This is a genomic window from Paenibacillus sp. S02, from assembly GCF_019454065.1.
In the GTDB taxonomy this organism is placed as follows: domain Bacteria; phylum Bacillota; class Bacilli; order Paenibacillales; family Paenibacillaceae; genus Paenibacillus; species Paenibacillus polymyxa_B.
Window position 1 is genome coordinate 4,197,629 of sequence record NZ_CP073682.1, and the last position, 13,288, is coordinate 4,210,916.

Annotated in this window: 12 protein-coding genes; 3 read left to right on the forward strand and 9 right to left on the reverse strand. The window is 38.8% G+C overall.

Going from position 1 to position 13,288, the window contains the following annotated elements; translation table 11 throughout:
- Positions 1–59 precede the first annotated feature (59 nt).
- A complete protein-coding gene (locus tag KAI36_RS18625; RefSeq protein ID WP_220025689.1) occupies positions 60–809 on the forward strand; it encodes an SDR family oxidoreductase in 750 nt (249 codons plus the stop codon).
- 365 nt (positions 810–1,174) lie between these two features.
- Here the strand turns inward: KAI36_RS18625 and KAI36_RS18630 are convergent, their stop codons facing one another.
- From KAI36_RS18630 to KAI36_RS18665, 7 genes are all read right to left on the reverse strand, one after another.
- The gene (locus KAI36_RS18630; RefSeq protein WP_220025690.1) at positions 1,175–1,564 is read right to left on the reverse strand and encodes a hypothetical protein; all 390 of its coding nucleotides are present in this window, start codon (positions 1,562–1,564) and stop codon (positions 1,175–1,177) included.
- 161 nt (positions 1,565–1,725) lie between these two features.
- Positions 1,726–2,076 (reverse strand): hypothetical protein, encoded by a 351-nt coding sequence (locus KAI36_RS18635; protein ID WP_220025691.1) that lies wholly within the window; start codon positions 2,074–2,076, stop codon positions 1,726–1,728.
- A 777-nt stretch (positions 2,077–2,853) separates the two neighbouring features.
- A complete protein-coding gene (locus tag KAI36_RS18645) occupies positions 2,854–4,575 on the reverse strand; it encodes a helix-turn-helix domain-containing protein (protein WP_220025693.1) in 1,722 nt (573 codons plus the stop codon).
- 108 nt (positions 4,576–4,683) lie between these two features.
- Positions 4,684–5,460, reverse strand: a complete 777-nt coding sequence (locus tag KAI36_RS18650; protein ID WP_028542561.1) for a (2Fe-2S)-binding protein — start codon at positions 5,458–5,460, stop codon at positions 4,684–4,686.
- A 1-nt stretch (position 5,461) separates the two neighbouring features.
- On the reverse strand, positions 5,462–6,502 hold the full coding sequence (locus KAI36_RS18655) for an ABC transporter substrate-binding protein (RefSeq protein ID WP_069080334.1): 1,041 nt from the start codon (positions 6,500–6,502) through the stop codon (positions 5,462–5,464).
- A 279-nt stretch (positions 6,503–6,781) separates the two neighbouring features.
- Entirely contained in the window at positions 6,782–6,973 is a 192-nt protein-coding gene (locus tag KAI36_RS18660) for a hypothetical protein (protein ID WP_258382196.1), read from the reverse strand.
- 239 nt (positions 6,974–7,212) lie between these two features.
- Entirely contained in the window at positions 7,213–7,584 is a 372-nt protein-coding gene (locus KAI36_RS18665) for a hypothetical protein (RefSeq protein WP_023989607.1), read from the reverse strand.
- A gap of 549 nt (positions 7,585–8,133) precedes the next feature.
- On the opposite strand from KAI36_RS18665, the gene KAI36_RS18670 reads away from it, so the two are divergent.
- Positions 8,134–9,174, forward strand: a complete 1,041-nt coding sequence (locus KAI36_RS18670; protein ID WP_069081124.1) for a DNA cytosine methyltransferase — start codon at positions 8,134–8,136, stop codon at positions 9,172–9,174.
- Complete coding sequence (locus tag KAI36_RS18675) at positions 9,146–10,954, forward strand: ATP-dependent nuclease (RefSeq protein ID WP_069081125.1); 1,809 nt, start codon at positions 9,146–9,148, stop codon at positions 10,952–10,954. Before KAI36_RS18670 ends, KAI36_RS18675 begins: the two co-directional genes overlap by 29 nt.
- Positions 10,955–11,572: 618 nt before the next feature.
- Here KAI36_RS18675 and KAI36_RS18680 read toward each other — a convergent pair.
- Together KAI36_RS18680 and KAI36_RS18685 are read right to left on the reverse strand one after the other, a co-directional pair.
- A complete protein-coding gene (locus KAI36_RS18680; protein WP_069081126.1) occupies positions 11,573–12,385 on the reverse strand; it encodes a class I SAM-dependent methyltransferase in 813 nt (270 codons plus the stop codon).
- Between the two features lie 223 nt (positions 12,386–12,608).
- Complete coding sequence (locus KAI36_RS18685; protein ID WP_069081127.1) at positions 12,609–13,196, reverse strand: hypothetical protein; 588 nt, start codon at positions 13,194–13,196, stop codon at positions 12,609–12,611.
- Positions 13,197–13,288: the final 92 nt, after the last annotated feature.

Sequence of the window (13,288 nt, forward strand, 5' to 3'; positions counted from 1 at the left end):
GCTATTGTTTTACAATGTTTGGATAATTTAATTTACATTGAATTAGGAGGGTTTAAAAATTGAAACTTACAGGAAACACGATTTTTATTACAGGCGGCGGTTCGGGAATTGGACGTGCGTTAGCAGAAGCTCTCCACAATCTTGGAAATAAAGTTATTATCTCCGGTCGACGTAAAGAGCGTCTGGAGGAGACGATCAAAGCGAATCCCGGCATGTCCGCAGTGGAATTGAATGTACAAGATCCTGCCAGCATAAAGGCGACCGCCAAGCAGTTAATCGAAGAATACCCGGATGTTAATGTCTTGATTAACAACGCCGGCATCATACAGTCCGATGACGCGGCGGGCGTGATCGATGAGGATGTTTTGATTTCGACTGTCACTACAAACTTGCTAGGTCCCATTCGGTTGACTTCTGCATTCATCGAGCATTTGAAGGCCAAAGAAGAAGCGGTTGTCATCAACACGACTTCGATACTTGGATTTGTACCATTAGCGACAACTGCTGTATACTCCGCGACGAAGGCAGCACTTCATACCTATACGCTGTCCCAAAGGTACATGCTTAAAGACACATCGGTAAAAGTAATAGAAATTGTGCCCCCATGGGTTCAAAGCAACAACGTTGAACCGCGTGCGATGCCACTTGATTCATTCATTGATGCAACAATAAAGATACTTGGCACGGATACAGACGAAGTTCTGGTGGAAGAAGCGAAAATGTTTCGAAATAACCCTGGCCCGAACGAAGGTGTTTTTGTGACCCAGCTTAACGATACGATGAATTCTGAACCTCCAAAGATCCATTGATCCATCTATAATTCAATGCTCAAAAATTTAGGCGAACATGAAGTAAACACTCAGTTCCGTCTACTTCATGTTCATTTTATTGCAACTTGCACGTGAAGTAAGAAAAAGCGCCGAGCAGTCACACCATGTTTACCTCTTAAATAATTTCGTTGATTTCACATAGCGTTTGGGTATTCCTGAAGTTCAGCAGCTTAAGGTGACAATCGGGAATGCTCGTCCGAATTAGCAGGTCTAATGTGTCCGGTGAATCCGCTCCTCCGAAATGCCTCTTCCAGGCCAAGGGCCGGGCTTGTCCCGGTCAGAGGCGTTGAATGCGATGTTAGATGACGTTAACCCACTTCTTCGAGTTGCATTCAAAGTAATTATTATTCTTGTTTCCATTTATGTGTTTCGAGTAGTTTTCCAGTTTCATAATAATACTTTATTACTTCAAGCATAGGAATTAATTCTATACAAATGTTATCGCAATAATTGCCTAACTGACCACCAGCAACCAGAAGAATTTCACTGTTTCCCTGTTTATCGTTCATAAGAGTATATATATTACCATCAATTGTAATAGACACTATAAAATATTCCGGTCCGCCTCCAACCAATGCTGAATCTGTATCTGATACCTCAAAAAAAACTAATGTAAATTTATCTCCATCGAGTTTTTTAAAAAAACTTAAAGTGTCTGCCCACGTAGGATTCATAACTATTTCTTCATTGAATGTGGTCCCAATCCATTCATCAATACTAATAGATTTTATCACTTTTTCTTTTCATCCTTTTTAGATGGTTTTATTTATTCGGGGGCTTTCATCTAACGATTCTACATTCACAATCCCAGCGAATGCGACGATGCTTGGATGTGATGTTATACAAAGGTACCATGAATTCATTGAATCTACTTAGAAATTCTGTTTAATCACCATCACCATTCTCTCCATTCTTCTGTAATATCTTGATCTTCCTCAATTTCTAATCCAGCTAGTCTTGCTGCCTTGTCTATAAATTCAGCCAATTCTTCACGCTCCATCGTTTCAATAAAATAATCGTTCGCATCATTCAATTCATTAAAAGAAATTACAATTTCTTCTACAGCCTTCATAATACTTTCAGGATGTTTAGTTTCTTGTAATAATATTAATTGGTTTAGATAGTTATCCAGGACTTTATTAGACATTAATAATCTCTCTTCCGTAAAAAGGTCATCTCCGTATTCAACCATTCTTTTGTTCCACAATTGAGTTGGTTTTTCATTAAATAGGTCCTGTAATGTCATTGGGCATATCCCTCATTTTCTGGTTTTTGTTTTAATAGATTTTTAAAATTGTTGCATGGTATTTCACCTATGAGTTTGCTTACTAACTTGCTTTTCACTTCACTTATCTAATTTTTTCTTTGATTCATTTTTTTTCATCTGTTAGTACACCCTTAATGAAAGACCAAGTATGGTCAACATCTAGTCAGTACAATTGGCTTGGAGGGTTTATTCCCTTCTAAGTCTCAGGTAATAAAAACCCACCTTCGGCTCTTAACCTTTAGGTGATTTTTTACCTTCTCTTGTTGTTATTGATGCATGTTAAAAATGCAAGAATAGATGTCCAAAATAGTAACATTAGAGTCACCGCATCTTTTACTTCCATGGTCTCACTTTTCGAAGGAAAACCATACCCACCCAAGAGTCAATTGTATCTATATTTTACCTGTGTTCACGTCTACAAACAAGTGTTCTCATCTATTTTCTTGCATTTTTCTTTTATTCTATTTGTTGTCCATCATTTCTAGCATATAACGTTTCTGTGTTCACGATGTTCCTCTGACTTATGCGAACGAAATGAGCGGCCGCCGTGCGTATGTGTCCGCCTGCCCCCACTCCCTGGCAATCCTCTTTGCCGGACCGAGGAACCGCCAGGCTCCGATGCGTGGATATGATGTTATCTGATGGATTGGCCATAAAAAAACAGTTCAACTTTCCCTCTATGACATAAGGCAAAGATGAACTGTCTTTAGTTCCTGTTAAAATCTCTATGAGCACAAGTAGCAACTTCTTCTCCCATCAAGCCAACAAAGCCTGAGCGATCTGATCCACAATGCCATTGATGCCTGTGGGTCCATAACAGCCGATCCATGTCGCGGCATCGACCGAGTGTATGTGCTGGCGCTCAACGGTATCAAGCATTCCCCAGACACGTTGCTCTGTCGCGGATATTCCCTCCTGCATGAGTTCATGGCTAAGCAAGAAGTAATGGCTAGCATGTACAGCTGGTAGTCTGTCAACTGAGATGTGATAGGCCGTGTCGGAGGTATCTGCCACAAATAACGGAACAGGCAGACCTAGATCATGGTACAGCACAGCCCCTGTACGATGAGAGGCAGAATGCACGCGAACCAGAGAATCCAGCGGACGGATCAGTGCCACGCTCTTGCCTGCCAGAACGGGAGCAAGTTCTTCGGACAGCAATGTGGTTCGTCGGTGATAATCCGCTATAATACGCTTTGCCTCTTCTCGTTTGCCTGTCAGTTCACCGAACAGAGTCAGAATAGTCTGCCAGTTTTCATTGCGCTTAAACATGAGAACTGGAGAGATCCGGCTTAACTGTTCATAGTGCGACTCATGTACCTCGGTGCAAATAATTAGATCCGGAGACAGTCGTTCCACTGCAAGCAGGTCGGGGTACTCATATGTTCCGAGTAATTCAGTATTCTGAAGTCCTGCCCTGATCGTTTGAGGGAAATGTAACACTGCATTGCCTAGTCCTACACTACCTGCTGGAGAGAGCCCCAGCGCAAGCAAATGATCGGCATATTGCACATCGAGTACAGCGATACGCTTCGGAGATCCGATAACATAGTATTCCCCTCGCATATGGCATATCACCGAGCCTTGGGCCGACTCATATGAAGAAGCTGTGCGGTTCCGCTGCAAGGAATGAGCATAGTCTATATCTGTTTTCGAAGCGGCATCAAGCCTATAACGCAGCGGAGGGATGCCATAATATTTCTTAAACGCCCTACTGAAATAATACATGTCGCGATAGCCCATTCTGTCAGCAATTTCACCGATGGGAGCATCCGTGTGACGCAGCATCCGCGATGCACTCTCCATGCGCAACTGAATGACATACTCAGTCAGTCCGAGCTGCTTCTCTTGTTTAAATCGTCGCTGCAGCTGTCTTAAGCTGCATCCAGCAAGGGCTGCCAGCTCTTTAAGCTCCAGATTCTGGCGATAATGCGACGCTATATATGAAGCGACAACATCCACCATGTCAGACGCTTCTCCTCCCTGACCACGTTCGTAATCCATGATCAGTTCGTAGATCATACCCTGAAGCAACGCATTGGCATGAAAACGTTCCATCCCTTCGCCACGACGCCATTTGGCAACGATTTTTTCTGCATTCTCGATCCATTCTGCTTGGGTTACCGAATTTTGCACAAATGAAGTGCGCAACGGATGTTTTCGATATGAAGGCAAAACAAGAGAGGCTCCCTCCATAGAAGAAGCCTTGTACATGATCACGATATAATAAATGTCGTCTGATCTGGCCGTCAGCGTTAAGGATGTCCCCTTAACAACATGACCAGCAAAAAAAGCTCCAATGTGGCAAACCTCACCATTCATTGCAAGCTCTCCTTCCCCTCCGTATCCCAGCAACAACACATTCGAGGTTAATTCCGTTTCGCGAAGAACACTGCCTGTCTGCAAAGTACCGCTATACTCGTCAAGCATCTTGATCGTTGTATCACTCCATAGACTTGTCTGTTCTTGTAGCGGCATTTCTCTCATCTCCTGACAATAGCATCCTTTGCTAGAGTGACTCTCATGACTGGACTTAACCAATTAACTACAACCAGGCCTGTTAGCAAAGTAAAATTGTTGCTGTTGTCATTTTAATTGAGATTTATTCTCATTGTCAATTTTCGGACATTTTCTGCAATATTCCCCTGACATCTGGTAATAAAAACAACAGGTGGTACGCTTGCTTTTCACGGCTGGAATGCTGTCCTTATTTTTTGTGAACCGGGTGAACGGATTTCTTTTTACACCGAACAAATGCCCGGGCGCTCCTTGCGTCAGATATGAAAAATCTGCCTGGATGTGCTGACTTCCTTGCTCAGCATTGTCTACTTCAGGAGTATATAATGGGACAATGCGTATCATGATATTCTCCCAAAGGATACTCATCGAAAGAGGAGCAATCGCAGCAAGCGTCTTTAACAGCGGTGTAAGGTGTAACGCAAACATCTCCTTTACCACCTTTTCCCGCCACACTTCCCTGTCTCCAGTTAGTGCTTCTGCCCGAAGCCCGTTCATAGCTAGAAAAGGAAAATGCGTCCCCCCCTCGTTAGCTGTGAGCGTCGGATGATAGAGAAAGCTGTTGTCTAGCCGAAAAGAAACATGCTGATGATGAACGGTCATCGCGGTCAGCAACGGAGCAATCCACAGGTAGCCGATTCGCTTAGCTAACATCGAAGCAGCTACTCTCATGTCAGGCGCACCAATATACTCTTGAAGCCAGCTTAAATACTCTCGGCATGCAGCTTCTTCATGTAGTTGACTCAAAGCAATAATACGGACATTATCTTCAGACGGCTCACCAAGCCGAATCGAGTGTTCATCCGCCGTTTGCTGCCATAAGTCAGTCGATAGATAATGGTCCATTTTAATTCGATCCCAACAGTGCTTCCGATGCCTGATCTACAATAATATTAATTGCAAGTGGGCCATAATAAGCGATCCAAAGTGTAGAATTAACATCATATGCACGGTTATTTTTGACTGCATCAAGGGATTTCCATACTGAACTGCTATCCAAAGCCTCTGCCTCTGCCGCAAACAACTCATCAGACAGAACAAAATAATGATCTGCTCCAATCTCAGGAACTTTCTCCATCGAGATTTCAACGGAGGTATCATCTTTGATCTTCTGGACTAATGCAGGCATTTTTAAGCCCAAATCCTCATACAGAATGCCGCCTGTTCGATGCTCAAGACCATGAACACGAATGCCTTCTTTTCTCGGACGAATAAGTGCTACCGTTTCCTCTCCCAACTTCTCCGACAGCTTCTCCTTCAGTCCTGCAATTTTGTCCTCATAAGCCTTACGCACAGTTTCTGCCTCTGCCTGCTTACCTGTGATCGCAGCCACTGTAGCTAACGTATCTCGCCAATCCTCGTAGAAGTCAAGTACGATTGTGGGTGCTATTTTGCTTACATTCTCATACTCTTTCTCTTGAAAATCAGTCATTAAAATAAGATCCGGGTCCAATGCTACAATCGCTTCCAGGTTGGGCTTGTCCCGTGTACCTAAAACCCGTACGTCACCCGGCTTATCCCCTAAATATTCTGGAAATGTGCTATTGCCTTCAGCGATAACACTGCCTGCCGGCTGCTCGCCAACGGCTAGCAATTGATCCAGAAATTTGACATCAAGCACAGCAATTTTCTTTGGTTTCTCGTTAAGCGTATACTGACCCTTCATATGCGAGATCGTAACCGGGAAGGCTCCGGCAGTCTGAGACGCTCCATTCGAAGGCGTGTTCGTTGGAGTTGTAGCAGACTCATTGCCGCCATTTGTACCTGCTCCGGCACCGCAAGCCGTCAGTACAAGAACAAGGGCCAGCATCCAGCCCATTAAAAATCGTGATTTATGGTCACCATGTGCCATGCTTCCGGCAGCTTGCCCCTTTGTTCCTTTATTCATGGTGAATCCTCCTTATGTATGATAATGATTTTCATTATCGAAATATAAGGCGAGTATAATATATCTCCACATCGCGTTACCATGTACTTTTGCGACATTTCAGCCGGACTAATGCGACATGTAAACCGCTTGCCCAGCTTTTAATTTTTCTGCAAATATACAATTGCAATTTGTAAATGTCCGTGTATGAACATAAACTCCCGTATTCGAAAGCTTCTATATATATATCTTCATTTACAATTCTATCAGCTCTTTTACTAATTACTGCATAATCATCGTCTAACGTATCAAGCCAACAAAACCAAGAATCTCCCATTTTCTCTTTTCATTGATTCCTACCTCTTGCGTCAATGTACATTCCATATCCATTTGTTCCATTGAAACTACAACAGAGGTTTGTTTGATAAATTTGTGGGTACTCTTCATTAAATTCTGAATGTGGAAACTCATAGAATGTTCCTTTGGATTCATAAGCCATTTTCGGTGAATCATCTATCTTTAATACCCTTTCATCCGCAGATATTTCTAAAACATTTTGCTTTCTCCTTTTATCAAGTATTTCCTATAACGTTCTTGTATTTATGAACCTGTTAGGGGGTGTCTGCTGAAATGCTTCCCTGAACTCCTTCTCACAGACCTAGGCTCCAACGGAGCCGCAGCTTGAATATTATGTTATGTGTAGTTATCGCTCCATTGATTGACATTCTAATTTACGCCTTCCAACCCATCTCTTTATACAATCTTCTAATCTGTTTTATAAAACTATCATCTTCTCTTCCCTTATTTATAATCTCTTCATCTGTGGTTACAGCCCATCTAAAAATTTGTTCAATGCTCCCGTAGCTACGTTTAAATCCTTTGGCCAACTTTAGTATGTTTTCTTTAGTTGGTGCAAATGATAATACTACTCTTAACTCTTCATCTGTCCAAGGTCTCCCCTTATTTTCTGTACTATACGCTTGCTTTTTCTCATATTCAAAAATCAATAATTTCGTTTTGTGGATTACTTGGTCTGTTGTTAGTTCTTCAATTCCTTCATTAAGTAATTCAATTAATCTATCTTTATATTCTTTCTTTTTCATAGATTTCCCCTCCATGATCTTTTCAATAATTACACATAACGTTCCTGTATTCATGAACCCGGAAGGGATTGTCTGCTGATATACTTCTCCGAAATTCCTCCAGCAGACCAAGGCTCCAAAGGAGCCGCTGCTTGAATATTATGTTATAGGATGTAGACATCTTCTCTGAATTAACTAATGCGTGTTCGCAAAATCCAAGAATGCCGTTAAATTTGTTGAATTAGAAGCATGAAACGACGATACGATTCAACGGTCGCCGTGATTCCCAGTTAGAAAAACCAACGTGTTCAGCACGCTTACGACCGTAACATGTAAAAAGAACGTTTCCTAGTCGAATACTTTTTCAATAAAATTGAAAAAAAACCAATTCCTATCAACTTGTTTCGTCAAGACAGTGAGCATGTTCAAGGCCTTTTGGTTTAATTTCGATTCAGATTCGGTTTAAAGGTTTGCATACACACCAAAATATATGTTTCTATTTTCAGATTGAGTAATAGTATATTAAATGAGATAATAGATTAAAACTAATCAAGGCATTAGGTGATCACAATGAAAAAAAGGCAACTTTATGCAGTAGATTTTTTTTGTTCAGGCGGCGGTATGACTTGCGGATTAAAAATGTCTGGAATTCAAGTTATAGCTGGAATAGATATTGATTCTAAAGTAAAAAAAACTTATGAATTTAATAATCCAGATTCATTATTTATACAACAAGATGTTACCACATTAAATGAATTAGAGTTAGCTAAATATATTGATATAAAAGTTAATGATGATAATATGATTTTCGTTGGATGTAGCCCCTGTCAGTATTGGTCTATTATAAATACTAACAAAGAAAAGGCCACTCAATCTAAAGATTTGTTAAATGAATTTAAAAGATTTGTTTTATTTTATACCCCTGGCTATGTTGTGGTAGAAAATGTTCCTGGACTCATGAAAAAAGCGAAAGAAAGTGGTTTAGATGCTTTTATCCAGGAATTAGAACACTTAGGTTATACAGTAGAGTATGGCATTTTCAACCTAAACGAATATGGAGTTCCACAAACTCGCAAGAGGTTTTCTTTAATTGCAACACGTATTACTAAAAATAAGATTACCCCAGAAAAATCCTTACAATATTTAATAGTTAAAGATGTAATTGGACAAGCCAATGGATTTGCTCCAGTTTCTGCAGGTCATAGAGATGATAGTGATTTTCAACATACCGTTGCACAATTAAGTGCTGAAAATTTAAAAGTTATAAGTGAAACTCCTAGTAATTTAACGAAATCCATAAAAAACCGTGCTTTTTTTAATGGAACAGGTTTTTCAGATAGTTATAGTAGAATGAGCTGGGATAAACCAGCTCCAACCATAACAACTCGTTTTTTAAGTGTGTCAAATGGTCGTTTTGCACATCCCGAAGAAAATCGTGCCATTTCTTTAAGAGAAGGTGCTTCTTTACAAACATTCCCGAAAAATTATGTTTTTCATGATTCTAGCATTCACAAAATGGCGCAAATGATAGGAAATGCTGTTCCACCTGAATTTGCAAAACGTATAGGAGAAGCGATAATAAATGATTACGCAGATAGAAAAAGAAATTAAAGACCTTGAGAATATGTTTGATACAGATTCCAAACGCAAAATATTCCCAAAACATATTGACTACATAAGGTTCCCTTCTTTCAAAAATTTTGAACCTGGCTTGAAAGTGAATTTTAATTTTCCGATTGTATTCTTGACTGGAACAAATGGAAGTGGAAAAAGTTCTATTCTACAGGCTTTATATGGTTCTCCCGAGAACAGTAGTATAGGTGATTTTTGGTTTAACACATCTTTAGATCCTATTAATGATTTAAACGGTAATCGTCATTGTTTTATTTGTGGATTCACTACAGAATACACAAAAACTAAAGCAGAAATTATAAAAACCAGGATTCACAGGACTGACAAAAACGGAAAAGTTATACCTGAATATTGGGAGCCATCACGACCAATAAAACGATTCCAAATGGAATTTAACGAAGACGATGTAGACCCCAGAGAAGCCTCTAAGACTCGATGGAATTTACAAAACAGAAAAGTTTACTACATGGATTTTAGATATTCACTTAGTGCTTTTGATAAGTATTTTTATTTTGGAAAAAGACCTGATCAGTTAAAAACTAAACAAGACGTAATTAGAGAACGTTCAATAAAATTAAAAAGGGCATTTGAAAAAAATATTGAACAAACCTATTACAAACGTAAAGTAGATCGTCCAATAACAATAAGTGAAGAAGCATTGATAGCGATCAGTGATATTTTAGGTAAAAAGTACGTTGAAGCTAAAATATTAGAACATGACTTATATGATTCTGATACTGAAAAAGGGTTTGCAATAAGGTATATAACTGAGGAACTCAGTTATTCTGAGGCATTCGCCGGAAGCGGAGAAATAGCAGTAGTTAAATTGGTGAACGACTTAATAAATGTTGAAAATAATAGCTTGGTGCTACTGGATGAGCCAGAAACCTCTTTACACCCCTTAGCTCAAAAAAAGTTAATTCAATTTATACTTCAACAGATCAAGAAGAAAAAACTTCAGGTCGTAATCTCAACTCATTCGCCTGATATGTTAGAGTCAGTACCTAGTCGGGCTATAAATGTTTTTTATGAAAATCATGCAACTGGTAAAATTTCTGTGCACGAAAATGTACATCCGCAAAATGCCTTTGTTTTTATTGGACATTCTAACATTCAAAAAAAAGTAATTATAGTAGAAGATCAACTTGCCAAAATGGTCGTAGAAAGTGTTTTACTTAAAAGTCTTAATACTGAGCTATTTGAAGTCAGCTACTCACCTGGCGGAGAAAGCAGCATCAAGCAAGAAAACATGGTTGTTTATGCTAAAACTAAAGATAAAAATAAATTTATTATATTTGATGGAGATCAAAGGAAAGACAAATTTAATTTAGCTGACTTGACACAAAGAGAAGAAAATTCAGTGGATCTAGCGAACAAAATTTTTAAGATAGTAGGCGAAAATATAAAATTTCAACAGGATAGTAATTTTAGTGAAGAAAAGAAAATAAAACAATATAAAGAGTACATTGATTTCCATTATAATAATGTTTTCTTTCTGCCTAAACTTATTCCTGAAGATATTATTTGGGATGAAGAAATAGCAAAGAGAGAAGCTGAAAGTCGTGGTCTTTATGATGAACTGATGAAAAAAAACAACACAAAAGATAAATTTAATCTAATAGCAGAGTGCATGTTCGGATCCAGAACTTCCTCAGATCAAATTAAAACTTATGAGTATTTTTTAACAAAGTGGATAAAACAAGAATCAAAAGATTACTTAGAAATTCTAGAAATTATAAACTCAATTAAGAATAGATGATTTAATATTTAAATTTCACTTCAATCAAAAATTAAACAAGTAGATTAATCTCCTAATATAAGTAGATTAATCTACTTATATTATTACTAGAGCGTGTAAGCAAACTTCTAATTATGATGTTTCTATATGTATTCTTCTAAACTATATGGTGATTTGATACAACTCGTTATTCTAAGATAATGCATTTTTATAAATTCTATGATTAAAATGACCTACTCATCATGTTGATCCTCTAGTAGTTCTAAAACATAGTTAATCTTCCTTTCATTTCTTGTTTTTTTATAATCCCATACTTCATTTGCTTTGCATCAGTTAAATCAACCTCTGGTAGAGAATGATTCGAAACTTTAAAAATAATTACCCATATTTTCCTCTCTGGTCTATTTCCTATAACGTTCAGGCATTCACGAACCCTCACTGCCTTAAGCGACCAACGGGAGCGGCCGCGATGCGGTTAGGCAGTGCAGGGTTGTCCGCCTGTTAATCTTCCCTGAAAATCCTCGGGCGGACCAAGGGGCGCGACAGCGACCCGCAGCGTGAATGTTTTGTTATCGGATGTCAATACCTTCCTCGAACCTCTAAAAATCTTGGAGTCAGTTTCGCTTTTGTTTTTATATCTTATAGTTTTCTTGCCTTTATCACAAAAGTTACTGGAAGCATTTTTGCTCTCTTTGCCATATCGCTGTTATCATCCCGCAATTGCATAAACTCATAATCAGATTCCTCAATCATTAGCTCAATTACAAACCCAGCTTTTGCAAGCGCGTTTACATAAGTTGACAGCATACGGTCCGCTAACAATAGCTCACCTTCATCAACTGCTACCGGATACCAACCTTCATTAAAGTAACTCTTATTAATTACAAACCTATCATTTTCTGTAGTAACCCATCTGTGTATAGGGTGAGACCAACTGAAAATAAATAGCCCGTCTTTTTTAAGGTAAGAAGATATTCGTCGAAAGGTGCCCTCAAGATCGGTGGTCCAACCTATGGCATAAATTGAATAAACATAGTCAAAATAACCCGTCGGGATGCCGCATTCTTCTTCCATGGGAGAACATATCAATTTTGCTGCTATTCCACATGACTTCAAATGTTTCGCTGCCTTTTCAATTTGTTTTTCTGAAATATCCACAGCCCATAGTTCAGATGCGTTTCGTTCCCCTTGATATTGCAAGGATTGACCATTTCCGCAGCCGATCTCCAGCAGTTTTTTTCCTGAGATATCACCAAAGAGCTGGCACTTTTCTTCTGAGATAAATGCTCCATAATAAGGGAGCACGATTGCTTTTAAGAAGTCATTGCCTTTGGTATCCCAATAAAGGCTGTTTGTTTTATGAACAACATTCTTTTTTAAGTCTTCCGAGCTGCCGACACCATTTTCCCCGTCAACAATAATGCTTCTTCTATTTAATGAATTCTTGTCCATGAAGGCACCTTCTCTTAGTAGATATTTATATTTGAGCATTTCAGATTTGCATTAATTTCCGATAACGTTCCCGTATTCACGACGCCCAGCGAATGCTGGGTGTGTCCGGCTACCTCTGCTTTCCCGAAATTCCTCTACCGGACCGAGGGCATATGCCCGATGCGTGAATATAATGTTATAGGATGTCAGCACCTTCTTGAATTTGCATTCAAAACCTCATTAATTATAATCTAGTCATCTTTTCAATATGCGACTCAATTTTTTCAACTTCTTTTGTTAAATCATGTAGGTTTTTAACAACAGCTTGTGTTGTTCCTTTATACATATTTGCATCAATTATATAATGTTGCTCATATTCATTGTTTTCCAAATCTTTATATATAATGCTTACTCTATATTTTGGATAATCGCCATTTTCATTTTTCAACTCAATTAATGATCCAACAGATGATCTTAAATACTGCTCAGGAGCCAATAACGCTATTTCTTTATCAATAAATGCAGCCTTATCTAAGTACTTAACTTTACTTGTGTCATTGAGGGATTCTAATTTTACTAGTATATTTTTAGCAGGACTTTTCCCGATGTTCTTAATGTGCAGATCTAGCATATTGAAAATAGTCATCTCAAAATAAACAATAATGACTGGCATATTATTTTCTTTTCTGACTATTTCATTTTGTTCAACTACTTTCATATTTGCCCTTTGAATTTTAATTGTAAAGAAAACATATACAGCTGTTAATATAATCATCCCTAAAGTATTAACAAGGCTGATTGTAGCAGCATATTGAGTTGCCCATGAATTCATAAATATTCCTCCATCTTTTATTCAAACTCGCTGATTTCCTATAACGTTCCTGTATTCGTGATGCCCAGCATATGCTGGGTGTGTCTGCTGGA